This window comes from Paenibacillus sp. D2_2 (assembly GCF_031199965.1).
Classification (GTDB): Bacteria; Bacillota; Bacilli; order Paenibacillales; family Paenibacillaceae; genus Fontibacillus.
This window is the reverse complement of sequence record NZ_CP133605.1, coordinates 3,984,843-4,010,602: the sequence shown is the minus strand read 5'-3', so window position 1 is coordinate 4,010,602 and position 25,760 is coordinate 3,984,843. Positions and strand designations below refer to the sequence as shown.

Annotated in this window: 31 protein-coding genes and 2 pseudogenes; 30 read left to right on the top strand and 3 right to left on the bottom strand. The window is 39.6% G+C overall.

Annotated elements, in window-relative coordinates; genetic code table 11:
• Positions 1-15: 15 nt before the first annotated feature.
• The 11 genes and pseudogenes from RE628_RS20515 (at position 16) to RE628_RS20465 (ending at position 8,028) form a co-directional block, all read left to right on the top strand.
• The gene (locus RE628_RS20515) at positions 16-246 is read left to right on the top strand and encodes a spore coat associated protein CotJA (protein ID WP_309154777.1); all 231 of its coding nucleotides are present in this window, start codon (positions 16-18) and stop codon (positions 244-246) included.
• Positions 239-514: a spore coat protein CotJB gene (locus tag RE628_RS20510; RefSeq protein WP_309154775.1), complete on the top strand. Its 276-nt coding sequence runs from the start codon at positions 239-241 to the stop codon at positions 512-514. The genes RE628_RS20515 and RE628_RS20510 overlap by 8 nt, the downstream gene beginning before the upstream one ends.
• Positions 515-601: 87 nt before the next feature.
• Positions 602-1,170, top strand: a pseudogene (locus RE628_RS20505) (manganese catalase family protein).
• A gap of 215 nt (positions 1,171-1,385) precedes the next feature.
• Positions 1,386-2,519, top strand: coding sequence for a GH116 family glycosyl-hydrolase (locus RE628_RS20500; protein WP_309154774.1), 1,134 nt, complete (start codon positions 1,386-1,388; stop codon positions 2,517-2,519).
• Positions 2,485-3,855, top strand: a complete 1,371-nt coding sequence (locus RE628_RS20495; RefSeq protein WP_309154773.1) for a GH116 family glycosyl hydrolase — start codon at positions 2,485-2,487, stop codon at positions 3,853-3,855. The genes RE628_RS20500 and RE628_RS20495 overlap by 35 nt, the downstream gene beginning before the upstream one ends.
• Before the next feature lie 15 nt (positions 3,856-3,870).
• Positions 3,871-4,119, top strand: a complete 249-nt coding sequence (locus RE628_RS20490) for a hypothetical protein (RefSeq protein ID WP_309154772.1) — start codon at positions 3,871-3,873, stop codon at positions 4,117-4,119.
• Positions 4,120-4,238: 119 nt separating this feature from the next.
• Positions 4,239-4,820 carry a phage tail tape measure protein gene (locus RE628_RS20485; RefSeq protein ID WP_309154771.1) on the top strand — a complete coding sequence of 194 codons (582 nt, stop codon included), beginning with the start codon at positions 4,239-4,241 and terminating at the stop codon, positions 4,818-4,820.
• 9 nt (positions 4,821-4,829) lie between these two features.
• On the top strand, positions 4,830-5,186 hold the full coding sequence (locus tag RE628_RS20480) for a DUF6711 family protein (RefSeq protein ID WP_309154770.1): 357 nt from the start codon (positions 4,830-4,832) through the stop codon (positions 5,184-5,186).
• Positions 5,187-5,190: 4 nt separating this feature from the next.
• Positions 5,191-7,197, top strand: coding sequence for a hypothetical protein (locus RE628_RS20475; protein WP_309154769.1), 2,007 nt, complete (start codon positions 5,191-5,193; stop codon positions 7,195-7,197).
• A gap of 40 nt (positions 7,198-7,237) precedes the next feature.
• Complete coding sequence (locus tag RE628_RS20470) at positions 7,238-7,759, top strand: stalk domain-containing protein (protein ID WP_309154768.1); 522 nt, start codon at positions 7,238-7,240, stop codon at positions 7,757-7,759.
• 68 nt (positions 7,760-7,827) lie between these two features.
• Entirely contained in the window at positions 7,828-8,028 is a 201-nt protein-coding gene (locus RE628_RS20465) for a YqaE/Pmp3 family membrane protein (RefSeq protein WP_309154767.1), read from the top strand.
• 240 nt (positions 8,029-8,268) lie between these two features.
• On the opposite strand, the gene RE628_RS20460 is transcribed toward RE628_RS20465, so the two are convergent.
• Positions 8,269-8,688, bottom strand: a complete 420-nt coding sequence (locus RE628_RS20460) for a hypothetical protein (protein ID WP_309154766.1) — start codon at positions 8,686-8,688, stop codon at positions 8,269-8,271.
• Between the two features lie 91 nt (positions 8,689-8,779).
• Here RE628_RS20460 and RE628_RS20455 point away from each other — a divergent pair, with 91 nt between their 5' ends.
• The 7 genes from RE628_RS20455 to RE628_RS20425 all read left to right on the top strand — a co-directional run bounded on the left by RE628_RS20455 (position 8,780) and on the right by RE628_RS20425 (position 13,981).
• A complete protein-coding gene (locus RE628_RS20455) occupies positions 8,780-8,995 on the top strand; it encodes a hypothetical protein (RefSeq protein WP_309154765.1) in 216 nt (71 codons plus the stop codon).
• Positions 8,961-10,649, top strand: coding sequence for a hypothetical protein (locus tag RE628_RS20450; RefSeq protein WP_309154764.1), 1,689 nt, complete (start codon positions 8,961-8,963; stop codon positions 10,647-10,649). Before RE628_RS20455 ends, RE628_RS20450 begins: the two co-directional genes overlap by 35 nt.
• Positions 10,650-10,712: 63 nt before the next feature.
• Positions 10,713-11,678, top strand: coding sequence for an NHL repeat-containing protein (locus RE628_RS20445; RefSeq protein ID WP_309154763.1), 966 nt, complete (start codon positions 10,713-10,715; stop codon positions 11,676-11,678).
• 122 nt (positions 11,679-11,800) lie between these two features.
• Positions 11,801-12,046: a hemolysin XhlA family protein gene (locus RE628_RS20440; protein ID WP_309154762.1), complete on the top strand. Its 246-nt coding sequence runs from the start codon at positions 11,801-11,803 to the stop codon at positions 12,044-12,046.
• A 1-nt stretch (position 12,047) separates the two neighbouring features.
• Positions 12,048-12,962, top strand: coding sequence for a glycoside hydrolase family 25 protein (locus RE628_RS20435; RefSeq protein WP_309154761.1), 915 nt, complete (start codon positions 12,048-12,050; stop codon positions 12,960-12,962).
• The gene (locus tag RE628_RS20430; protein ID WP_309154760.1) at positions 12,959-13,180 is read left to right on the top strand and encodes a phage holin; all 222 of its coding nucleotides are present in this window, start codon (positions 12,959-12,961) and stop codon (positions 13,178-13,180) included. Before RE628_RS20435 ends, RE628_RS20430 begins: the two co-directional genes overlap by 4 nt.
• Positions 13,181-13,360: 180 nt before the next feature.
• Complete coding sequence (locus tag RE628_RS20425) at positions 13,361-13,981, top strand: hypothetical protein (protein WP_309154759.1); 621 nt, start codon at positions 13,361-13,363, stop codon at positions 13,979-13,981.
• A gap of 19 nt (positions 13,982-14,000) precedes the next feature.
• Here RE628_RS20425 and RE628_RS20420 read toward each other — a convergent pair whose 3' ends face one another.
• A complete protein-coding gene (locus RE628_RS20420) occupies positions 14,001-14,216 on the bottom strand; it encodes a hypothetical protein (protein WP_309154758.1) in 216 nt (71 codons plus the stop codon).
• A 181-nt stretch (positions 14,217-14,397) separates the two neighbouring features.
• Here RE628_RS20420 and RE628_RS20415 point away from each other — a divergent pair, with 181 nt between their 5' ends.
• From RE628_RS20415 to RE628_RS20375, 9 genes and pseudogenes are all read left to right on the top strand, one after another.
• A complete protein-coding gene (locus RE628_RS20415) occupies positions 14,398-15,783 on the top strand; it encodes an MORN repeat-containing protein (RefSeq protein ID WP_309154757.1) in 1,386 nt (461 codons plus the stop codon).
• A 147-nt stretch (positions 15,784-15,930) separates the two neighbouring features.
• Positions 15,931-16,272: a YolD-like family protein gene (locus RE628_RS20410; protein WP_309154756.1), complete on the top strand. Its 342-nt coding sequence runs from the start codon at positions 15,931-15,933 to the stop codon at positions 16,270-16,272.
• 266 nt (positions 16,273-16,538) lie between these two features.
• Positions 16,539-16,790: pseudogene (locus RE628_RS20405) on the top strand (nucleotidyltransferase); the annotation flags it as partial.
• Between the two features lie 206 nt (positions 16,791-16,996).
• A complete protein-coding gene (locus RE628_RS20400; RefSeq protein ID WP_309154755.1) occupies positions 16,997-17,476 on the top strand; it encodes a GNAT family N-acetyltransferase in 480 nt (159 codons plus the stop codon).
• Positions 17,477-17,704: 228 nt separating this feature from the next.
• Positions 17,705-18,217, top strand: a complete 513-nt coding sequence (locus RE628_RS20395) for a hypothetical protein (protein ID WP_309154754.1) — start codon at positions 17,705-17,707, stop codon at positions 18,215-18,217.
• A gap of 202 nt (positions 18,218-18,419) precedes the next feature.
• Positions 18,420-18,848, top strand: coding sequence for a hypothetical protein (locus RE628_RS20390; RefSeq protein WP_309154753.1), 429 nt, complete (start codon positions 18,420-18,422; stop codon positions 18,846-18,848).
• A 218-nt stretch (positions 18,849-19,066) separates the two neighbouring features.
• Positions 19,067-19,948 carry a phosphotransferase gene (locus RE628_RS20385; RefSeq protein WP_309154752.1) on the top strand — a complete coding sequence of 294 codons (882 nt, stop codon included), beginning with the start codon at positions 19,067-19,069 and terminating at the stop codon, positions 19,946-19,948.
• A gap of 50 nt (positions 19,949-19,998) precedes the next feature.
• Positions 19,999-20,460, top strand: coding sequence for a hypothetical protein (locus RE628_RS20380; protein ID WP_309154751.1), 462 nt, complete (start codon positions 19,999-20,001; stop codon positions 20,458-20,460).
• 200 nt (positions 20,461-20,660) lie between these two features.
• Positions 20,661-21,461, top strand: a complete 801-nt coding sequence (locus RE628_RS20375; RefSeq protein WP_309154750.1) for a hypothetical protein — start codon at positions 20,661-20,663, stop codon at positions 21,459-21,461.
• A 546-nt stretch (positions 21,462-22,007) separates the two neighbouring features.
• Here the strand turns inward: RE628_RS20375 and RE628_RS20370 are convergent.
• Positions 22,008-23,573 (bottom strand): histidine kinase N-terminal 7TM domain-containing diguanylate cyclase, encoded by a 1,566-nt coding sequence (locus tag RE628_RS20370; RefSeq protein ID WP_309154749.1) that lies wholly within the window; start codon positions 23,571-23,573, stop codon positions 22,008-22,010.
• 298 nt (positions 23,574-23,871) lie between these two features.
• Here RE628_RS20370 and RE628_RS20365 point away from each other — a divergent pair, with 298 nt between their 5' ends.
• The 3 genes from RE628_RS20365 to RE628_RS20355 all read left to right on the top strand — a co-directional run bounded on the left by RE628_RS20365 (position 23,872) and on the right by RE628_RS20355 (position 25,593).
• The gene (locus tag RE628_RS20365) at positions 23,872-23,994 is read left to right on the top strand and encodes a hypothetical protein (protein WP_309154748.1); all 123 of its coding nucleotides are present in this window, start codon (positions 23,872-23,874) and stop codon (positions 23,992-23,994) included.
• 287 nt (positions 23,995-24,281) lie between these two features.
• Positions 24,282-24,917, top strand: coding sequence for a nucleoside/nucleotide kinase family protein (locus tag RE628_RS20360; RefSeq protein ID WP_309154747.1), 636 nt, complete (start codon positions 24,282-24,284; stop codon positions 24,915-24,917).
• 217 nt (positions 24,918-25,134) lie between these two features.
• Positions 25,135-25,593 (top strand): NUDIX hydrolase, encoded by a 459-nt coding sequence (locus tag RE628_RS20355; RefSeq protein WP_309154746.1) that lies wholly within the window; start codon positions 25,135-25,137, stop codon positions 25,591-25,593.
• The last annotated feature ends 167 nt before the right edge of the window (positions 25,594-25,760 follow it).

The following is a 25,760-nucleotide window of genomic DNA, read 5'->3' as shown; positions in this document are numbered from 1 at the left end:
GAAGGAGGAAGTAGATTGAACTTTACTCAGGTTAAGACGTATTCCCCTTTTATTGGCCCTTTTGATCCTTGTCCGCCTATGCTGACTAAACACTATAGTACTCCGCCGCATTTATATATGCGATTCCAGCCGCCCAATTTGCCACAGTTCAGTACGCAGGAAGCATTAAGACATGGTACACTATGGCCCGCATTATACAGCCCCTATGAATCCCGGTGGGGGAAAGGAAGGCAGACGAATGAATGAAGTAACTAAGCCGCATTGTGATCAAGAGTATTATGATATGCTGGAGAAGCTGCAGGCGTTGGATTTCACACTCGTCGAGCTGAACTTGTATCTGGATACACATCCGGAGGACTTGGCCGCCCTTCAGCAATTTAATCAAATGGCATTAGAGCGACGGCATCTGTCAGAGCATTTTCAGCATCTTTATGGTCCTTTGCAGAACTTCGGGCATTCCTTCTCAAGATATCCGTGGGAATGGGTAAATACCCCATGGCCATGGCAGGTCTAGACCTGCCTTGATAGCTACTTCAATGCAGTAATTCGTCCTTTTTTGAACATGCTCTTAAAATGAGCAGAAGGAGGTAAAGCGGAGAACATGTGGGTATACGAGAAGAAGCTGCAATACCCGGTTCGCGTAGGTAAATGCGATATCGGAATGGCGAAGCTGCTGCTGGAGCAGTATGGTGGGGCCGATGGGGAATTGGCTGCTGCGCTGCGTTATATGAACCAGAGGTATTCAATTCCGGATAAGTTATTGGGCTGCTTACAGATATCTCCACCGAGGAATTCGCCCATCTTGAGATGATTGCTACTATGGTATTCAAGCTCACGAAGGATGCTACTGTGGAGGAGCTCCGAGCTTGCGGGTTGGCACCTCATTATGTTGCCCATGATAGCGCGCTCTTCTATGAAAATGCTTCGGGCGTGCCGTTCACGGCCGCCTACATTCAGGCGAAAGGCGATCCAATCGCTGACCTGTATGAGGATATAGCCGCGGAGGAGAAGGCAAGGGCTACATATCAATGGCTGATCGATATGACTGATGACGTGGATCTACAAGACAGCCTGAAGTTCCTGCGTGAGCGTGAGATTATCCACTCACTGCGCTTCCGCGAGGCGGTAGAGATCCTAAAGGATGAGCAAGGAAAGAAGAGAGTGTACTAGGTAGATAGTTATTAAGAAAATTTATATAGCGCAAGCTGAATGACGACTTATTCGTTGCCGGATAGGGGGATCATTCAGCTTTTTTGTTTGTGGTCCTCAGGATTTGAAGAATAAGAACCTCCATAAGCATAATAAGGACTTTCGTCTTTCATTCGAGCGATGCTAATCTTGGTGTGAATTTCACAAATATAGCAGTTGGAGAAGGAGGCTAGGCGATGAAGCATTATTCATACTTGGAGGAAGAGTTGCTCGAAAGAAAGAAGCAGCGAACCTATCCAGGTCAAGCGACCCAGGCCAAGTTTCTGCTTGGTGGAATCGGAACAGGCAATGTTTCGGTTGGATCACGTGGACAATTATGCGATTGGGAAATTTTCAATAGTCAGGGCAAAGGTAACAAACTGCCGTATACATTTTTTGCGATTCGTGCGCAAGCACCAGGAGAGCCCTATGTCGCTAAAGTGCTGGAATCCAAGCTGGAGGGATCCTTTGCGGGGCCATGTGGATTTTATTCTCCCGAGATTGCGGGATTGCCTCGATTTGCTGAATCTGAACTGTGTGGAGAGTATCCTTTCGTGTCTGTTACGTTGAAAGATAGCGGCGTTCCGGTGGAAGTTACTTTGGAGGCATTCACTCCATTCATTCCGTTAAATGCGGATGATTCGGGTATCCCAGGCGCTGTCCTTCGTTATAGAGTCCGTAACAAAGCTTCTTCCGCAGTAGATGTCACGATTGCTGGATCTATAGCTAATGTGGTAGGTCTTGAGAAGATTGATAACACTGGATATGTGAGAGTCAAAGAGCAGGTCCGGAATCGATATCTGGAGCAGCCAGAGCTAAGAGGCTTGTTCTTTGATTCCCCTCAGCTTGAGTCAGATCATTTGCATTTTGGAAGCATGGCGCTCTTAACGACAGATTTGAATGTAACGGTTAAGGAAGAGTGGCTCGATGGGTATTGGAATGATAGTATTCATGACTTTTGGGACGATTTCTGCACAGATGGACATTTAGAAATGCATTCAGAAGCGGAGGGGATTAGAGGGAGCAGTTCTCAGAAGGACAAATTGAGGATTGGCTCGATAGGGATCCACCATGTATTGAATCCTGGTGAAGACAAGGTGTTTGAGTTTGTGCTCGCTTGGCATTTTCCCAATCGGCCTAAGGGCTGGGTAGGGGGAATTACGATTCCCGATCAAGATGGGCATGGGATCGTAAAAAACTATTATGCTACCTTATTTAAAGATGCTTGGCATGCAGGAAGCTATTTGCTGACCGAGCTGCCGAGAAGAGAAGCTATCGCGAGACTTTCACCATGCAATGTTCGGCAGTACGTTGCCTTCCTATGTGATTGATGCGCTGGCAAGCAATATTACCGTATTGCGCAGCACGACCTGCTTTCGCATTGAGGACGGAACACTGCTAGGATGGGAAGGTGGCATGGACCATGTTGGCAGCTGCGAAGGCACCTGTACCCATGTATGGAATTATGCGCAAACGCTAGCTTTTCTTTTCCCTGAACTGGAGCGCACGATGCGTAGGGTAGAGTTTTTGCTCGAAACCGATGAGGAAGGCTGCATGGCTTTTCGCACCAATCGGGTGTTTGGCGGCAAAAGGTGGGATATGATCCCAGCGGCGGATGGTCAGATGGGCACAATCATTAGGTTGTATCGGGAATGGAAGCTGAGCGGTGATGATGAGTTTCTACAAGAGGTGTGGGAGCAGGCCAGTCGAGCGCTTGATTTTGCTTTTGCTTATTGGGATTTGGATGGTGATTATGTGCTGGATGCCGAGCAGCATAATACGTATGATATCGAGTTTCAAGGACCCAATTCGCTAACTAACTCTATGTTCTACGCCGCTCTTAAAGCTGGTATTGAAATGGCTGATTATCTGGGAGATGACAGTCACACCGAGAAGTATCGACTTGCCTTCGAGCAAGGAAGTACGAGAATGGATGAAATGCTCTGGGGAGGCGAGTACTATATCCAGCAGCTTGAGGACATTAACGACTATCGCTATCAATACGGAACAGGCTGCTTATCTGATCAATTGTTCGGTCAGTTAATGGCGCATGTAGTGGGACTAGGCTATGTGTTGTCGGAAGAACATGTGAAGCAGGCCGTTTATTCGATTTATAAATATAACTTTTTGACGAATTTTACGAATCATTCGAATGTACAGCGCACCTTTGCATTAAATGAGGAGAAGGGCTTATTGCTGTGCTCATGGCCGCATGGAGGCCAGCCCAAGCTGCCGTTCGTCTATTCGGATGAGGTATGGACGGGAATTGAATATCAAGTAGCTGCTCATTTGATTTATGAAAGCTATGTACAGGAAGGTCTGACGGTGGTAAAAGCGGTACGAGAACGCTTCGAGGGATTTCATCGCAATCCGTGGAACGAAATGGAATGTGGTCATCATTATGCAAGATCGATGTCAAGCTGGGCTGTGTTAACGGCTTTAAGCGGCTTCTCCTACGATATGGTCAATCACACGATGGCTTTTGCGCCAAAGCTATTTGCAGATCATTACTCATGCTTCTGGAGTACAGGAACCGCATGGGGCATTTACAAGCAGCAAATTAATGCACAAACAGGAGAAGTGGAATGGGACATTGAGGTGCTGTATGGCGAGTTGAGGGAAGTTCAAGTAAACGGAAGTCGTATTATATCAATCGTCAAGGAATGAACTGGAGGGGAAATCATGAGAATGGTTAGGCATCAAGCCAATCCAATTGTCGTGCCAGGCAAATATAACTGGAGAAGGATTACCGTGTTTAATCCGGCAGTTATTTATGATGAAGGTAAATTTTATATGATTGAGCGTACGGCGGGAAACTTATATCCGTTTAAATGCTATCTTGGGCTTCTGGTAAGCGAGGATGGGGTTCACTTTGAGCATGTCCAGGATGAGCCGATTATTACACCGGATATGCTGGGATTTCCACACTAGATATTTTCAACAAGTTTATTCTACCGATCGTCAACTACCTGGTTAAAACGCTTGGTCCTACATTTTCAGAGGTATTTTCCTTCCTTGGCGGCATCCTTATCACTGCGATAGGCGCCGTTGTGGATTTCACGAAAGGGATTATCAAGGCCCTTGGCGGACTCATGGACTTTATAGCTGGCGTTTTCACCGGAGATTGGACACGGGCCTGGGAAGGGATAAAGACTGTCTTTTCCGGAATCTGGGACGGGATTGTCGGTATCCTCAAAGGCGCGGTAAATATCATCATAGATGCGATCAATTTCTTGATAGCTCAGCTTAACAAGATCAATATAGACGTACCGGACTGGGTAGGTAAGATTCCTGGCGTTCCTGATGTGGGCTCGATCGGGTTCAACATTCCGAAAATTCCTAAGCTCGCTAAAGGTGGTCTTGCCTATGGACCTACATTGGCAATGGTTGGGGACAACAAAGGAGCCTCTGCGGATCCGGAAGTTATCAGCCCTCTGTCCAAACTAGAAGCAATGCTGGGTGCGAAAGACCAGCCTATGATTGAGGCATTTATGACCATGATTGATATTTTGCGAAGGATTGAAGCCAAAGAGATGGGATTGACTATAGGCGAAACAGAGTTCGGCCGAGTGGCCGGACGAGCTATAGGTAAAGCGGAGCGTCAAATGGGCGGTCCGTTGTTCGCTAGATAGGAGGTATAGATGCTTAAAATAAATAGTCAAGAGATTGCCGAATATCCGTCATCTTTTCAGGTTACCACAATGGACCTAGATGACGGTGAGAGCACAGTGCGGACGGCTGACGGAACACTTAACCGGGATAGGATAGCAGTCAAGCGTCAGATTGAAATGGCCTGGGGACCGCTCAAATGGGATAGAATATCTTCTATTTTACGGTCTATGGAAGATGTGTTTTTCCCTGTAACCTATCCCGATCCCATGACTGGTAAGTATGAAACTAAGACTTTTTATGTCGGTAATCGACCTGCTCCGTTTGCAGTTGCTCAGGGTACCGAGATTATGTGGAATGGGTTGAAAGTAACCCTGACGGAGAAGTGATGCTATGTATCCAATAAGCCCAATATTTGCGGATTATATAAAACGGCATGACCGGCAGTTTATCGTTAAAGCTGTGATCGACGGAACGGAGTACACAAGTGCTCAGATTATAGATTTCAGCATCGAGAATGTAATGGCTGGTGGAGAAGAACTTGAGATAGGCACGGCCATACCTTCTATTCTGACGATTAATTTACGCCTTCCAGACCCAATCAGAGCTAATGCCAAGGTAGTGCCACACCTATCACTATCTCTTGAAGGCATGAGCTGGATGGACGCAGAGTATCCCTGGGAATCTATGAATATACCTTGGGTTGCTGGTGCGACTGAATGGTTGCCCTTGGGTGAGTTTTATATCGACACCAGAGAAAAGATCAACAATGTCTGGACGTACACCTGTTATGACAAGTTGATCACGGCAGATGTGCCATATATTTCTCAGCTCTCATATCCAACTACACAAAAGGCTGTATTCGACGAGATATGTAACCGACTTGGATTTACGTATGATAGCAGTGTTGTGATCAATCCAGCTTATCAGATTCAAGCGGGTCCAGCAGGGTACACTTGCCGGCAGGTGCTGGCTTATATTGCAGGGGCTAACAGTGCTAGCATCTTTATGGGCAAGGATGGCGTCATGAGGTTCAAGCGTTTTTCTGCCGGAGCTCCAGCGGTATACGAGATGACCACGGCTGATTACATCAGGGTTAAGCAGACCAACCCGGTTAAGACTTTTACGCGGATCGTCGTCACGTACAACACTGAGGACGGATTAATCTACGAGGCAGGATCCGGGGATGAAAATCATACCCTGTATGTAGAGAATCCGTTTATGACACAGGCAGAAGTTAACGCGATGTACGTCGCCCTGAATGGCTTAACGTACTTGCCGCTGACGATGGACTCCCGCGGTTATCCTCACCTTGACCAGGGTGACGTGATCGGCTTTGAGCAGCGTGAAGGCGGCAGCTGGATTGATACCAATATCCCATGGCAAGAAATGAATATTCCATGGGATGGTATTATGCGGTATACGTCATTCATCCTACGACAGACGTACAGCTTTAAGGGTGGCCTTACACATAAGATCGAAGCGCCGTCACAGTCAGAACAGCAGTCAGAGTTTCAGCTGGAAGGTAGCCTGACGCAGCAGGTCAACCGACTGAACCAGGGTAGCGTCAAGTTTGACAAGTCCTATTACGGCATTACCCACAGTCGCACCGAGGGGATCGTGGTCGAGCGAGAAGACCACCTGAGCCGTTTGCAACTTAACTCCGATGTGATGGACTGGAAGGTTGAAAATCAATCTGTCCTATACCTTGATGCTCGGGCCAAGAAGCTTAAATTTGCTGGAACGCTGGAAGGTGTTGACGGTAGATTCACTGGCACGGTTGAAGGCGGTATGATTATCGGGGGAAGTATCCAGATCGGTAGTGCGTTTTCAGTCAACAACGCCGGTCATATGATCGCTGTAGGGGCCGAGTTTAGTGGCACTATATCGGCATCTGTAATCACTGGCGGACAAATCAACGGGACCAATATAACTGGTGCTGATATTCTGGGAGGACGGATCAGGACAGCAACATCTGGAGATCGCATTGAGTTAGATCCTGATGGATTCAAATTCTACGACTCTGGTAATCGTGTTCGTGTTGCACTTGGTACAAACCAAGTAGCTGGCATATCTGGTCATACCTATTATAATTCTAGTGGTCAATCAATGGGATTGATTTATTCTAGTTCAAGTGAGTTAGCTGTTATCGGTAATAGAGATTTACGTGTCGGAACTAACTCTGGAGGGATAACTTACCTACAAGGGTCAATCCAATTCACAAACGGAACAGCAGTTAGTGGGTTAAGCATTTCTAGTATCAGCGGATTACAGGCTGAATTGAATTCAATAAGATCGCTAATATCTAACCATACTCATACCGTCAATATTGGTACACACAATCATGGTAACAGTCAGAACCAGAATTGGGGTGGAACCTTTACGACATCTACTCCGTAAGGTATCATAAGGATAAATATACCAACGGAGGATGATAGACTTGAAGAAATGGGGATATTTGTTGAGCGGTGTTGTTATTGGGGCAATGTTAATGACGTCAGGAAGCGCTTTAGCGGCTCAGGTGAAAAGCCTTGTTGGCCAAAAGGTAAGCGGAGAATATACAGTAATCGTTAATGGTAAAGAATTGTCGGACAATGGTGCTGTCATTGACGGAAAAACTAATGCTCCAGTAAGAGCTCTGAGCGATGCAATGGGCGGTAAATTGGACGTTGATAATAAAAAGAAGGTGATTAACATCATCACGAGCGAGCAATCAGTCATTACAGGCGATCAAAGTGAGAAGGTCGATGTAAAAAAGACATTTCTTCTTACAGATAAATCTACCTTAGAATCTGAACTAGGCGAACTACAGAAGCAGAAAAAGATTAAATTGGCTGAAGCGGCACCAGGAATGGAACAGACCGTGTTTCAACAAGCGCTGGATGATATAAATCAACAAATCTCCGAGAAGACTGAAAAGCTGAACAAAATCAATGCCGAGCTTGATGCACTTGATAAATAACTATTAACCTTTCTACTAAAACATGGTACTATATACCCAATTAAACCAGTTATTAGGGGTGTGCGTAAATGCTCTATTTTCTTTGTTTTTTGTTACCTCCACTCGCAGTTTTGTTTTGCGGTAAACCAGGCTCGTTTTTATTAAACATTCTACTTTGTATTTTTGGCTACATCCCTGGTGTCGTACATGCGTTTTTAGTGGTAAATAGCCACAAAGCAGATAAGCGTAATAAAGAATTAATTCGAGCAATGCAGCAAGGAAGATATTAATAAATAGTTCATTAAGAGGTCTCTCCAACGGAGGGGCCTTTTATTATGCCTGGAAAGGGTGAAGGAAGATGAAAGGAAGAGTTTATGGTGAAGAAACCGTAACAAGAGTAACAGGGGATACTTCATTAGAAGATAGGATTCGCCAGATTGTAAGAGAAGAATTAGCCGCTCACGAGGAACGGCTAAAAGGTGATGAACTAATTATATCGATAGGTCGCGATTGTTCTAAAAATACCAAGTTTATTCTAGAGAAGAATCTGAAAAAGAAATCCCAACGATGTGTTCTGTAAAAAGAATCATTTCTTGTATTTTTAGAGTCCCGGCACTACCATGATGCTTGATGACTACATTTTTAAGAGGAATGTAGGCTCCATCGTTAACTGCTCGAGTAGCTGCATTGTTTTCTTCTGCTTCAGCAATAGCTTCGCTTCGAAACTCGATAGTCCTTTTTATAACAGATTGGAAGAATGTGGGTTCATAGTCTTCTGCCTCGTTAAAAGGATCAGTTATTTCGCCTTGAATTAAACCGAAATTAGTGAGAAACAAGATGTTGATTTTCTTACCATCACCTTCAGTTACAACATTAAGAACATGATTTAATTGCTCAATTGTAACTTGACGGAAATCAACTCTATTTAACAGTTTTGACTCTTCTATCATTTTATAACCTCCCTTCTATCAATAATCGGCCTGACAACCGTTATTTCGACAAAAAGGGAGGTTTTACCTTTATATTAGGCAGGTGATAAATTTGGCACAGATACAACCAATCGTAAAAGTTGAACTTGACCCTCTTAATCCGGTACCGGAGATATGCGCAGTGATCATGGCTGTGACTCCGTACCATCCAGGCAACGAAGAAGCGATTTTAAAAGGGGTCAAGAAAGCGATCGAACAGCGATTACAACAACTTAAGAAAGGAGCTGAGGTACATGACAAATCGGTTCGCGAACCTGGTCGGAAGTAAACATATAAGTGATGACTTTAATAATATTAATATTGGATTTGACCGTGTACAGGCTGAGGTGGATGCAGGGGATGCGGTAGCAGCTAACCATATAGCAAATGCGGATATCCATGTAACCAAGGCTAAGAAGACAGAATGGGACAATAAGGCTCCGGGTAGTACGGCTACAGAGCTGATAAACCATATAGCGGATCAGGTTGCCCACTTGACGCAAACGGAGCATACAAAGCTAACAGGAATTGAGAGTGGGGCTGAGAAGAATCAAAATGCATTTGCGAAAGTCAACGGCATGGAAGCTGATAACACTACAGATGAATTTACAATTGTGGGTGATGTCGGCATTAAGGTTACACAGAATCCAAATGATAAGACTGTACATTTGACGGTTACGGGTGATTCTGCCCCTGGAGATCATGCTGCAACTCACCTTACCGGGGGGAGTGACCCGATACCTGTTGCAACGGATACAACAAGCGGATTGATGAGCCCAGAGGATAAGCAAGCCATTGAAGATAATGCAGATGCAATCAGAACCGTTACTGCGCAGTTGGTGGATACCGTAAATGCACTACCATCAATTTCATCGTTCCCATCACATAAAAAATATAGGGCGTGGCAGGGCGTCACCACGGACGGAACGTACATTTACGTAGTTACTGACAGAGACGAAAATTTCACATTAAAAAACATTATATCTGTATATGATATGAAGGGGCATTTTGTATCAGAAAAATTGGACGCTTATACCGCCACAGACCCACAAGATAAGTTTATGTCATTTGGAGATTGCACTATAATCGATAGTAAGCTCTATGTAACTGCCTACAATATAAACGATGGAGGAAATCCGAGAATAAGTAGAATTATTGAATATTCATTACCTAATATCGAGTTAATTAAAGAAACTGATATAGGAAGCAATGCGGCAGAGTGCATCGTTAAAAAAGATGGTGCTTATTGGGTGTGTTATTTTGATGATGCGATAATAAGGAAGTTTGACTTGGATTGTAAATTACTTCAAACCTATCCAGTTAATCCTATAGGTCCAGATGGCGGTTATGAAAGTTTATTGTGGATAGACGATGAACTGTATTGCAATATGCACGGCCCTAACACTTACGGTAAAACCCCCACTGGCAAACTAGACAGATATACTTTTGACGGCTCAACATTTACATTCGTCGAGAGTATTGTTCCTCCGACATATGGAACGACTCAAGGGCTGGCACACTATAACAGTTACTTTTATTGGGCGGATAGAGTAGCGAACGAAATTGTAATTACCAATTCTGTTAAAGTAAACAAAATCAAACCGTTTATAAAAAAGATAAACACCACAGATATAATAAAACTGGAACTTTTGAATGGGTGGGTATCATATGACGACGCAGGTGGTAGGCCGTTAAGAGCATTTAAGGACCAGATGGGGATCGTGCATCTAGAAGGTATGATAAAAGGTGGGGTAATTGGTAGCGTTACAAGTGTTCTTCCGGTGGGTTATCTTCCTCAGTTCCCCAAAAACTTTGCTGTAGATAGTGCTGGGGCGTTTGGGAGGGTGGCTATACAAAGTAGTGGGCATATCGTCCCTCAAGTCGGAAGCAGTACTTATGTATGTTTCGATGGAATAACGTTTCTGGCCGACCCCACACTATGAATTTGTAATTAGAGTGTTCTAATAGTGCTTCTCATCTCCAATTGAGATATAATATAAATCGAGGTGATTATTACGAACAGGAAATACTTCACAAACAGATGGTTATTAATAGCTATATTTGTTGCTATTTTGATTGTTCCTTCTGGAACTAATGCATATGGTGACGATTATGCAAATAGATTGTACACGCCAACCTTCATTACAAAAATTGCGGGAATAAATTTAATTGTTGATTGTTGGAACCACAGGATTATATATAGTAGAGATATAGAGTTGCCTATTAAGGATTGGAAGACTCTTGATGATGACATTGCGGGGCCTCATTCTATTGCGAGTAATGGTACAATATTTGTCGCAGAGGATACGGGGAGAAATAGACTATTTGTGTATACTTTAACTCCTAAAGGGTTTAAAAAGACACAGATTATTGATGGTATTGAGGGACGTCCACATCGTACGGTTTACGATTCGGCCACGAAGAAATTTTATGTTTTAACATCAACAACTCAGAACATGTTTGTTTTAACAGTTCAAAACGGAAAGGTAATTGTCGATCAAAAAGTACACCTAGAATTTTTGGAAGAGGCTTATGTTCGTTCTTTTTCCATTATTAACGGAAAGATGTACTTTGTAAGCGGACCAAGCAAGATATCTGTAGTAGATTATATTAACGGTGATTTTACAGTCGAAAAGCAGTACTCAGTACCGGAAGAATACAGCTTGATGAATGATATTAAAAAACTTGGGGATTACTACTATATTTCAATTTACCCTGAGAAGATTATTCGTCTGAAAGACCTCTCTAACTTCAACTCAGTAGAGAATATTTATAGTAAGTTAGGGTTTAGCGGGACACCTTACTTTATTAATTACTTTGATGGGCGATTCTTTATCCCGGAAATTGATAGTAATTCCGGAATTAAATCTTTTAAGATAAAAGATAACGAGATAATAGATGTAAAAACCTTAAATGATTCGGGACCACCCGATGATTATGTGAAAAAGAGATTAAGTGAGTTAGCAACATGAATATTAAAAATATGTGCTCCTTGGACTATACTACGCAACACCACTAACGCCATCATAGGCGTTTTTATTTTGCCCCCGGACAGCCGTGGGGCTATTTTAATGGAGAGAAATGGGGAACCGGTATGGACGCTGTACAGGCTGAAACGCTCCAAAGAATTACAAGAGTAGAGACCAAAGTAGACGGAATGGACGAGAAACTGGATAGGGCTATCCACGCCAACGAGACGGCTACCGAAGCGTTGGAAAAGGCGAAGTCAGCTCACAAGCGGATTGATTCTATTTACAAAATTATCTTTTGGCTAGGCACTACAGTAGTAGGAGCCATAATTCTTGCGGTATTAAAACTCGTCACCGAAGGGAGAGGTTAATTTGCAATCACGTAAACAAGGTAATGCTCAAGGGATCGACGTATCACATTGGAACGAGAAGATCGATTGGGCGAAGGTAGCTGCCAGCGGGATCTCTTTCGCTTTTATTAAGGCAACTCAGAATAAGGTTGATGAACGGTTTCTCGAAAATGTAAAAGGAGCTAAGGCAGCCGGCCTTTTGATCGGCGCTTATCATTATTTGGATAATTCAGTGATGACAGAAGCGGCGGCTAAATCAGCGGCACAAATGTTCTACAAGGCTATTCAGTCAGCGGGAGTTAAGTTTGATCTTCCACCAGTACTAGATTACGAATCGAAATCCGGCAGCTTAAGCGTGGCGGGAACTGCTGCAGTAGCGAAGGCGTTCCTGGAAGAGATCGAACGATTAACTGGCGTAACGCCGATCCTCTACACCTATCCTGCTTTCATAGGTAACTTTAGTGGATTGAGTAGATACCCGCTCTGGATTGCACGGTATAGCACTCAAACACCAGTCGATGCGTCCGGTTGGAAGCGCTGGGAGTTCTGGCAATATAGCGATGGACAAGCAGGAGGATACCTCCCGTCTGGATCTCGGGGTGTAAATGGGATTAACGGGGCAGTGGATCTGAATGAATTCGACGGCACTGATGCGGAGCTGAGAGCAAAGTACGGACCGAAGAAGGAGGAAACGAAGGTGAGTGAACGAGACATTAATCAGGTAAGCGAGTGGGCGGCCAAAGATTGGGCCGAGGCTAAGGCAAATGGTTATTTTGATGGAAAACGTCCAGGAGCTCCGATTACGAGGGAACAAACAGCTATCGTTATTAATCGGTTGCGGAATAACTTTTTGAAGCTTATTGGTGGTAATACAGCACGAATCAGTGAACTCGAAAGACAGTTACAAAGGATCGAAAATGGAGGCGACTTGCGATGAATAAGAAGAGATGGCGTAACTATGCACTATGGGTTAGTATCGTTTCCCAGGTGCTGCTGCTTTTACAGCTCATCGGTCATTTGACAGGGCTGTTTGACCTAACAGACGTGATGAAGAATGACGTTTTGGCTGTTACGGATGTGCTGCTTGGGCTGCTGGCTACACTCGGTATCATATCTAACCCTACAAAGCCGAATAGCGAATGGTTTAACTTGTAACATTTTGGAATCATGATATAATGTAAACAAATCAGGTAGCATCGGTGATATGTCGCAGATAAAATTTCTGCGACATATTTTTATTTTAAAGGAGTGGTCAATCTGTTTGTAGTTATTGGACTTTTTTTGGTTATTTATTTAATAGTGTTCATAATTAATAAGAGAGTTACACCAATTTCAATGAGAGTAGAGTTAACTTCATTAATCTTTATAATATTAATAGGAATCATTACATATAAACTTTACTTAATCATTTTTTATTCAGGTATTTTATTATTAATTATTTCACTTAAATATATATATCTTAAGAAGAAGGTACATAGTGTAAGTATTTTAGTTTTTGGAGTGATCTTAATAATATTGGGTTTGAAAATTTACCCTTCTATAGAGAAACCCGAGAAAGAAATAGCTGCTAATACTAACAATAATTTAAATATCGAGGATAAACAGCCTGAAAAAAGTCCGATTGATCCTGAAGATGGAGCCGCCGATAAGCCACAGAATAAAGAGGTGGATCAGGCTGAGAAAACAGAAGATTTAAAATATGAAATTATTCACGAGAAGATTGTTAGTAATGATTATAAGACTATATTTGTTTATGTCGAGCCTTTTGATAAGGCTTCGATTATCAAATTAACAAAGGAGATTCTCAAAAAAAATTCTGATTATGAAGTGGAAATAATTTATCAAATGGATCGAGAAAAGGCTGATAGTATGGAGTTAAGTGAAAAAGATGCTATGTTTAGTTACATGATTAATCAGTTAGTTATATTTGATCCTTACATAGAAATTAATCTATAATGTATGGAGCCTACTGATCTTATTGACCAGTAGGCTTTTTCATACTTATTGATACTAAAGTAGTTACATGCTGGATCTCATCCAACGGTATCCAAACAACCTTATCAGGCGACTTAATCTGCACTCTACTCCGATCTTCGCCCCAACTTGGTATTCCAGCAATCGTTGAACCGTCTACCAAAGACAGAACAAGCTCTTGTCTCGCTTCTATTGCCTTCGATATGTATGTATACAATACACAACTTCCTTCCTGAACAAGTAACTAATCAATCCATGGTTATTCTTTGATTCGATATATAAGTGTTTATTCCTTCAAACAGGTAGTACTAAACTTATCTAAATGAAATATTGCTCTCTGCCGATATAGTTCTTATAGCCTATATCAATATTATTCCATCAAGGAAAGGAAGATCGTTTTGAAGAAGAGTTTTATTGCATTACTTTGTTTTTCATTGTTTATTTTATCTTATGGAATGCTTGATGTTAGTGGTGCTTCAAACAAAACAAATCTTAAATTAAATAATGGAGCTACCTATTATGGTGAAGTGAAGAATGGTAGACCACATGGAAAGGGAACAATGAACTGGCCAGGTGATAAATCATACTCTGGCGATTGGATTAGTGGGAAGAGATCAGGTCAAGGGAAGTACATAGCATATATAATTGAAGATGGTCAAAAAACATATATTAAGTACAACGGTAATTGGAAAGATGATAAATATAATGGTCAAGGAGAATACGTTAAAATAAATTCCTATTCATCTAGTTCAGAAGATGATGGAATGAATGATGTTTTTAGTTATGTTGCAAAAGGTAAATTAACAAACAATATATTAAAAGTTGGTTATGAGTTAAATTCCAGTAGGCTGGCAACAAAATTTGAGTACAAAGACAATGAAAACAATATTACTTTAACAACTTATTCCGATGATAAGATTAAGAAAATATTAGCTAAAAACTATACGCCATACATTCCTTATATAGAAGTAATGAAGAAACAGTCAGATGGTCTCATGAAGGGGTATTCATATTACTTAGGTATGGAAGAAGATAGACAGGAATTATCTGAAGGGTATTATAATAAGAATAGAGATCTATATACTGGCACTATGTATAAAAATACTGAGGATTATGATGGATATGTGTTGTCAAACTATAAGAATGGAAAAGTTCAATCATCTAAAGTGGTAAATGGTGATATTTATGCGATTGGAAATAAAAAGGTAAAAAAACAAATGAAAGAAATAGAAGCTTATTTTAATGGTTTTAAAAGTGTATACGATATTTCGATTCAAGAGAAAAAAAGCTTTAAACAGAAACAAGTGGCCAATGTAAGTAGTAATAAAACAGTATCATCTGGAGAAAACAAATTTAAAGATTACAATGGCACCTGGGTTATTAATGACTTAAGTTATGAATTTGGAGATGAACCATCAGGCGTGATTAGTATTGTAGATATCTCATTAGAAAGCGAAACCAATGGAACGGCTTCAGTTGGATTTATAAGAGTTCGTGATGGATACATTGATAAAGGTGCTGGTGTAGAATCGAAATTTAAAGTAGACGCTAATAGAATGGCTAGTTTTGATTTTGATGATGATACATATGGGCATTACGGTACAGTGAAAATTCAGTTTAGAGATAGCGGTTTAGTTGTTGAGTGTCAATCATATGATCCAGAATTCGTAGATGAGGATGGAGAAATAGTAAGACTTACCGGTGGAAATTGGTCATTGTGGGAGGGGGAAGAAGAATTTCCTTGGAGCACTAAGGGAGTGGAAGTATATGATCCTGAATCTTAATTAGATTTGTAGAACCGTGAGTACCCAATTAAGAGAAACCGTACATCAGCATTAAAGCATACAAGACTACTTTGGATTATTCCTTATTGGTCTTTTTTATTGATCATTTCTTCAAATAGAGTATATGATACAAACATATGTTCTTATATGGAGATGATCGATATGTCTGATTTACTCAATGGTGGACTATGGGACAGGAGCTTCATTTTACCGGAGCATAAAAAGGCAATGGAACGTCAGGATAGAGAAAGTAAGAGAGTGACTAAGCCGATCTTGGATGCCCAGGAACTGGAGCAGATCCAGCAAGCACTTTCAGAAACGTTTCACCAGCACAGACGAATTACGTTGAAGCTATTTGACGAGTTTGAGAATGTTGAGGTTAGCGGATTTGTTACAGCGATCCAGTCGTATCGTCGCGAAATTAAACTCGCTATTGCTCAAGGAGATTATCAATGGATCAGGATGACTGATATTCTGTCGGCTGAGTAAAAAACAATCCCACCTACCAATTAAGGTAAGTGGGATTGTTTTTGTTCCTAATTGCCCACAACTTGCCCACAAAACCTATCCACTTTTGCAATCTTCATAACACTTCTAGAAACGCGAAAACCGCATAGATAAAGGGTTTCATGTTTTTAAAACGAATTAATTATACATATTAACTTAAGAGCTATCTAAGGCTGGGGCGTTTCGTGAATACAATACGTTAGCCGAAAGAAGTTCTTAGTTTGGAGGAGTCTATATGATATTAGAAAAAGAAATTAATTCGTGCATTATACTCTTTGGTTTTAGAAGATACAGGTGTATGGCAAGATGACATTATTAAGATGAAGAATGCCATATTATACTATTGCGAGATTGACTCCGCTTTAGTTGATTATCTGTATGCTTGTTACTTGGATAGTAATGTACTTGTTGAAGAGTTTCTGGGAATTGCAGATGAAGTATATAGCTATTTTGAGAACGCCTTAAATACAATGGCTGCTTCCAGAACTTCCTTCGGCTAACACCATATTGACGCTCCGGGTCACTCTGAGAAGCGAGTGACTCATCCAGCCCCCTAAGCCCGTCGGGACGTCACTGCATTAGGTGTTCGGCAAGCCTCACAACTATAAGCAGCGACTCTAAGGGGCCAGGACGTCGTCAATACAAAACGTTATCTGAAATAACATGAAACTCAAAACACATATAAAACAAAGGTGGTAACACTTTAATGAATTATGAATTAATTCAAGCTTCTAAAAAATATGAAGATATAATAAGAAACCTAATGCAATTTTATATTTATGATTTCTCTGAATTTGTAAAATGTGATGTAGAAGATGATGGATTATTTAGAGAATATCCATATTTGGAAGACTATTGGAAAGAAGTTAATCATCGATTTCCATATGTCATTAAGCAAGAAGATAAGTATATAGGTTTTGTGTTTGTAAGATTTATTGAATCAGAAGAGAGGAATTACTACTCGATTGCGGAGTTTTTTATTATGAAGAAATATAGAAAAGAAGGAATAGGCAAAGCAGTAGCTAAACAAATATTTGATTTTCATAAGGGGCAGTGGGAAGTTTATCAATTAGAAAGCAACAAACCAGCACAGGTATTTTGGAATAAGGTCATAAATGAATACACGCAAGGTGAATTTAAAGATCGAATTGAAAATAATAGAAAGATACAAGATTTTAATAGCTAAATCAAAGAAGTCATGTATATCAGATAACACCGTTTTCCTGCTGCTTCGCGTTCGCACCTTGGTCTGCCCGAGGATAATCGGAGAAGTAGGATTCGGGCAGACAACCCTACGAGACTAAGTGGCAAAGCCACCCAGTCGCATGTGCTACTTTAAGTCTCTCGGGCTCAGGAACACAAGAACATTATAGGAAATTCCCGCAAATAAATCTATATAAGGAGTAGTTTCTTTATGAAGATTTTAAAGGCAATCTTCAAAAGAGGAAAAATTAAAAGGTTAAAACAAGAGATAGAATTTCTTAAACCAATTAACACTTATTTATCCTATGATTATTTGTGGGTTGATTTAAATTGGAGGTTAGTAAGGATATATACGAGTTATCTTGAGAATATGGACGGAAATATAATTCAATCTGGAGAACAATTAATTACACTAACAAACGAAACACAAAACTATTATTTGAACCTAATTGATTATGTAGATAGGAACATACGGACAATTAATAGATATTTTATAGATAATAAATCAATAATTACTTTCAAGACGTTTGACTTTCAGTTTTTTGAATTCTACTTCGAGATAATTTTGAGGATGACAAAAGAACAAAGGGAAGCGTTTATTAAAAACAATATATCTAAGAGTAAATTAAATGAATTTAACCAAATGATGTTTTTTTATATTGAAGTATTATTAAGAATTCAAATAGTTGATTATCGGATTCAGGAATTGAAGAAAATTCTCTAGGATAACTCAATGAAGGCGAGAACATCCTATAACACTGTATTCACGCATCGGGGCTATCGCCCCTTGGTTGACAAATGTATAATCTTGGAAGAATATCAGACAACAAACGCCCCCAGCCTAAGATAAGAGCTTTCTAAGGCTGGGTCGTTTCGTTAATACAAGAACGTTATTAGAAATTCAGGAAAGTTGGGGTGATCCATAGATGCATAAAAAAATGGTCATATTAGTTCTCTTACTCATATTGATTGGATGTAATAATAATTCATCCTCACTTTTAACTGAAGTAGATCAGAAGGATTTGAATAATGATGTTGTATCTTTTTTAGAGAAGACAAAGAAAGCGAATGGTATTTACTTATATTCAAGAGAAGGTGAAAGACAATATCTAATTTTAAATAATAGTAATGTAAATCAGGGTGAACAGCCATCTTTTATTAATTCTATTCAATCAGAAATACAGAATAAAACACTTGTAATAAAAATAGAAGAACTCAAACCAGACACAGACAGATTCGATGTTAAAAGATTAGGCAAATTAAAAGCATTTATAATTAATACTGAAAATAAATTCGACACAATTCGGATCTTTAAAAACAATAAGGAAACAAAGTTTGATTTAGTGGGTGGATAACGTGGGTCCTGAACTTCTGATAACACCATATTCACGCATCTGGCCATCCAGCCCTCGGTCCGACAGAGGAATTTCGGGGAAGTCGGATCAGCCGGACAACCCTGCACTGGCTAAGTCCGTCGGACCCGCGCTTGCGCGCTTAAGCCAGTGAGGGTTCGTGAATACAAAGACGTTAGCTGAAATCGCCTAAAGAATATTAAAGAGAGGAATTACCTCAAATGACAATTACATTAGGTAATAAGATCGGAGAAGGTGGCTGCTCTGAAGTGTTTGAAATAGGAAATAATCAAATAATAAAACTTGTCAAGGGAAATACAAGTATTGAAGCAGCGAGAAGAGAATATCTCAATAATTGCATTGCTTGGGAACGTGGACTGTCTGTTCCTCAACCTTTTGATTTTATAGAAGTGGACGGAAGGCCAGGAATTATTGTTGAACATATTATTGGCGAAACAATTATGGAACGTTTTTTTAAGCAAGCTGTCAATAACATATCCAAAGTAGATAACCAAGATGATGATATTCGGCTGACAGCTCAACAATTACACAAAGTACATAATACATTAGTTGTCGGTAATGAATTACCTTCCCAAAGACCTGTAATTAAATCCAGCATTATGAGCGTTAATTATCTAAGTGAACAGGAGAGAGAGCACATAATCTCATTAATAGATTCATTACCATCAAAACTATGTATGTGTCATGGCGATCCTAACCCAGGTAATATAATTATTAAGAATGATGGTAAGGCTGTATTAATAGACTGGATGAATGCAACAATCGGAAACCCTGAAGCTGATATAGCCGAATTTATAATTATGATACGTTATGCTGTATTACCCTCAAATTTTCCAGAGAACTTTAAGATTAAGTTTGATTCAAATCGCGAAAAATTAATTAACATATTTATGGATGAATATACGAAATTATCAGAGATTACCTATGAAGATGTAGTCCCATGGATAACACCGATCGCTGCTAGGAAATTAACCGCTGACGCAATACCTGAAATAGAGAAGGAAAAACTTGTTCAAGAGATTAGAAGAATATTAACAACGAAACCAGCGAAGGTAACTCAAAGAAGAGGCGACATCAGCTAACACAATATTCACATATCGGGCATACGCCCTAGGTCCGGCAGAAGTCTGATGTGGATTCGATGAAGTATTTTGGTATTCGGGGAAGTAATCGCAGCCGGACACATCCAATAGAAATTTATCTTGAGTGGGAAAGTAAACTTGAGAGTTTAGATGAACCATACTATTTGAAGATTTGGTTAGGTGATCCTAAATTTATTGACTCGCAAGTTGTTACAGCTATTAATTCAGAAATCCAATATTATGAACACATTTTTATTAAAGATACTAATCCTAAGTCATTTCCATACATTAATAATCATCCGAGTTTTGGATCGTTCACTTGGGAAAGGCATGTTAACGGTTATTTTATTTGGGAAAGTGATTTGGAATCTATAGATGAGATCAGAGATATTGAAAGGAAGGCATATAAAATATCGGAAGAATCTATTAACGGAAAAATGGAACGAAGTTTTTTTATAAGAACTGGAGACATGTGGACAGGGAGTATTCGAAGAAGCGGCAACATCACCTAACATAGTATCTACGCTTCGGGCTACGCCCTCGGTTCGCAAGAAGAGGTAAGTAGTGAAGCGGGTTCATCTCACAACACCTGCAGACTAAGTGGCAGAGCCACCCAGTCGCTGCTCCTTTAAGTCTTTCGGGTTCGCAGATACAACAACGTTAGACGGAAATCCCGTAAAAATTCTAAAAAAATGGTGAGGTAGTAAGTTATATGCCATTAAACTTTAAATCTTCGGTTCAAGAAAATCTATATGAATATCGGCACCTTTCAATTGAAAAAGATGTAGTTAAAAAATCATGGGATGGATATATGAAATTTGTAGAGAGTGATGAATGGGATAGACTCCACGAACAGTTCGGTGTGTCGCCGTATTGTTGTGAGGAAGCAGTAATTTATTTATCTTTTATTTGGAAGCTACTTGAATCTAAAAGGGTATTTATCGTTCCAATCTTCGATATTCATGAGGCCACTAAAAGATTAGATAAAGACTATAACTTTATTAAATGGCAGTATAAATGTACTGCAGAGGATAATAAATTTGAAGATAGTGGCTATATTCCAGCTAGATCTTCATATATAATCTCACCAATTAGAAATGAGTTTCAATATAGATATAGGGATTATGGAACAATCTTTGAGATAAATTCACTTGAAGAACTAACAACTTTACATAATATTCTGATTATCTCTAATGCCTATTCAGAAATGAATATATATGGACTATCAAGAGAGATAAGTATTGAAGATATAAGGGGACAATTATCAACTATTGATAAACCATCATTAGATAATATACTGGAAGATGATGATTTTTTTCTTGATTTAATCTTAGGTGTAGATATTGGATATCATGATGGGATGCTTTTAGTAAGTAAAAGAAATCAAGATACTCAAATTAAACAATTGATAAGTAGAATTAATAAAATAATAGAACAATATGAGCTAAGAACAAATGAAATTAAGGACTTAAATGAATTTAAGAATGAACTAGTGAAATTAAGCGATTTTTAGCGAAGCTTCGAAGTCGGGACTTCTTATAACACAGTATTCACGCAACGGAGCTATCGCCCTTGGTTGTCAGATGTATAATCATGGAAGAAGCTCAGACAACAAACGCCCCAGCCTAAGATAAGAGCTATCTAAGGCTGAGGCGTTTCGTGAATACAGAACGTTATAAGAAATTGGCGCTAAGAGTTTAAGATCTGAAGTTCCTAACAGAAAGGAGAATGAAATATAAAAACCAGAATCGTATGGATTCCTTTAGTAGTTGTTCTTTCAATAACATTATTATTTTCATTACCTTGGTTGGCTATACATATACAAATGTAGCGAAAAGACTTTAGCCAAGCCCACAACTAGTCCGCATAGCTGCTGTTAACCTCTTGAAACCCGCCATCGTGCGGTGTTATATCGAAGTCTTCATCTCCTTTACCGTTTAGCCCTTCACGTTTTAATGGAATAATTGAATAAAGTCACAGTATAACTTCTTCAGTTATCACCAATGATGCTTCTTACCTCAGCAAGTATCATTAGTGATTTTGAGGTATACAAACTGTACTATCCCACAAATTCGTACTTTTCAGTAAAAACCCGTATTTGATTTCGACCAGCTCTTTTGGCAGCATAAAGTGCTTCATCAGCTTTTTGAAGAAGTTGATAGACTGTTTCCTCCATAGCTCCTGTTGTTATGGATACTCCAAAACTGCTGGTAACGGATACAAATCGGTCATTTTCAACTAGGGGCTTCTGTTCAATACAAAATCTAAGGTGATTAGCGAAGTTTTCCCCTTCCACTAGTGTATAACCAGTTAAAGCGAGTACAAATTCTTCACCACCATATCTAGCAAATAGCATATTTTCTCCCAGCTCAGCCTTACATATTTGAGCCGTATGTACTAGCATTTGATCTCCGGTTTTATGCCCATAAGTGTCGTTCACTTTTTTGAAAAAATCTATATCAAATAGAATAATCATAAAAGATGACAATTCAGCTTTTGCTTTCATTAAGCTTTGCTCACTTTGCTGGAAAAAGGCACGACGATTGTATATTTGCGTAAGCTCATCATAATAGGCTTGATGCTCTAACTTTTGTTGTAATATATGTAGCTCTGTTATATCCGTAAATATAATTAGTAAGCCAGACCTATTATTTGATTGTTGAAGCCTAGAAATACGTAGTTGATAAATATAATTAGCTTGATGAATCGTAACATTCAATTTATCTGATATCGTATCTAATTGAACAGGAAATGATTGATCCGTTAGCATATACCAAACTTGATCAAATGGCTGCCCTATCGTTGATCGATCCAATTCACTAAACATATTTTTACAAGCTTGATTATATTCGATTAATTGATAGGTACCATTAAGCACAATAACACCATCATTCATATTATTAAAGATCGTTTCCTTCGCAATTGGCATAATTGATAACATTCGAGAGGAAGTAATAGACCAAAGGTACAAAACAGAAGAAAACCATATAACCATTGGTACAGGATCAATACCATCGGGTGTCACTCCTATGAATAATAAAAAGGCAGTCACTACTGGAAGCAACTGACCGCAGATGAGGGCAAATAATTGAGGTCGATATACACTATCTGTTTCCTTCCAGCGTGAAAGCAGCAACAAGAGCGCAGCTAACATACAGCCAAAAATGTAAATATTATGTACTATGAACCATACCCCATATTCAATCTCACTATATGGAGCCCCAAGCACCGAATGGATATCATATATTCTATAGAAAAAATGATGGGATTCATTTGTTACATTGATGAGAAAAGTAAGGCAAGGCATTATAAGTAACGCGATTATTCTTTTTCTCGTTAATTTATAATCTAAATATTGCATGACAAGCAATAATCCTAACGGAGGGAAAAATGGCATCCCTGCATACTGTACAATATTCCAAAATCTAAGTTGTTCTAACGAAGTCGATGTTAAGCTAAAGGCATAACCAAAGCAATAAATCATTGAAGTAAATGTATTCCACATGAACAATTTAGCGATACTTGAATAATAATGTCTCCTCCAATAAGTAAAGAAAAGTATAGACAAGTTCAGAACAGCCGAAGTACATACTAATGTTATATATGCCGCTATATTCGAATTCAATAGTTATACCCTCTTTCATATATGTGAATATATATTAACATGGTTAACCTAAATTGTTAACGAATTCCTTCAATCATGGACAGGATTCGGTCCACATCACTATAGTGACTATTCAAAAGGTTCGGTTTTGCAAGGTGTTTGCAAGAGCATTCCTATACATATAGAAGTCAAAAATTATCTAGCCAAGGGTGCTTGCAGAATGCGGAAACACGGCATGGTGGCATATTTCGAGAGTTAAAAGCAGCTATGAGGATTATGAAAGAATAGAAAGTCAGATAAAATCAGAGAAGAACATGTAATGAAAGTACAAAGACGTTTTGATCATATTGGTAAAGACCGATTCAAACAAGTACTTAAGAAAGACATTAAACAAGAATTTGTAAAAACTGCAGTACCAAGAGAAAAAACGATATTAGATTAATTTATCTGTTGGTTAGGCATTCGCCCCTCGGTCCGCAAAAGTAACTGACAGGAAGTATAAGTTACGGACACACCCGACTTTGTCGGGCGTCGTGAATATACGAATCGTTATGTGAAATTGGAGCAATTTTAATAGAGTCAAAAAAACAATAGAAGCAATCGGAGGTAACTTGATGATGAACAATGTAGTTGGATAAGAACTATCTAAGGCTGGGTCGTTTCGTGAATACCTAAACGTTAGTTGAAATTGCTGTAAGATCATAAAAAATCTTAGAGAGGAGCCCTTCCATGAATAAATCATCATTTATTATTTCTATAAGTGGTCCATCTGGCTCAGGGAAGAGTACGTTAGTGCGTCAATTAAAGAATAGGCTTAGTGAAGCGATTGCATTTTATTTTGATGACTATGCTTCGACCAATAAATATCCAGTTGACCTTATTGCCTGGTTAAATGAAGGCGCAGATCCCAAATTAGTAATGAATCCTGATTTTAATAGAGATTTAAATGAATTAGCCCAAGGGCGATCGGTAGTACTACCAATAAATGATCAATTATTGGAACCCAAAAAAATCATTATAGTTGAGGAGCCCTTCGGTAGAGGCAGAGAAGGTATGGGTGAATTAATTGATTATTCAGTATGTATAGATATTCCACTGGAGGTAGCTTTGGCGAGGAGAGTGTTAAGAGGGATCCAGAACGCTAATAGTTCTCCTGTTGAAACACTAAAGAACGTTGAAGATTATTTATTACAGTATCTTATGGCGGTTGGAAGTCTATACCATGTTATTAATATGAAGGTAATGTCTGAATGCGAATTGGTAATTAGTGGACTTGATCCAATTGAAATAATGGCGGACAAAGTAATTGATGAATTAATGAAAAGAAATATCCAGTTATTCAATGAAGACAGCAACAACAGCTAACACTGTATACACGCTACGGTCCATTCGACTCTCGGTCCGGACCGTAGCAATAGGTAGGGTAGAATATTCAGCCTGACACACCCGCACCACCTAACCGCGTCGCGGCCACTACTTCGTGGCTTAAGGTGGTGGGACGTCGTGAATACGAGAACGTTAACTGAAAGACTAGCAAAAGATATTTGAAATCATTTAGTCTTTTCATAAAGAGGGGAAAACGATGGATTATATAAAGTGGATTAGAAGCAAGGTTGGTAGCGAAATGATAATTCTTAATTTTGCTGGGGCAATAATAACTAATGAAGAAGGACAAATTTTATTGCAGCGAAGGAGAGATAAAGATGCATGGGGATTTCCAGGTGGGGCTATGGAGATTGGTGAATCCGCAGATGAAACGGCAAAAAGGGAAGTTGAAGAAGAAACAGGATTAAGAATTAATATCGAAGAACTAATTGGAATTTATAGTAAATACTTTGATGAATATCCCAATGGAGATCAATCGCAAACAATTGCATTTGTCTATAAAGGGAATATTTCTGGTGGAGAAATAATTAAGGAGAATGAAGAAAGTATAGAACTTAAATTTTTTAATAAAGATGAAGTGCCTGAATTATTTAATCAACAACATAATGATGCATTTAATGATTTTGTTAATAAGAGAACGGGAGTATATAGATAGTTTGGTTTTAGCTTCTTGATGTTAATTCAAAGATGGCCGGTCCATCACATAACACCGTATCTACGCTGCGGGCTAAGCCCTTGGTTGTCAGATGAACAAATCTAGGAAGAAGCTCAGACAACACACGACTTGGCCTAAGATAAGAGTTATCTAAGGCCGGGTTGCGT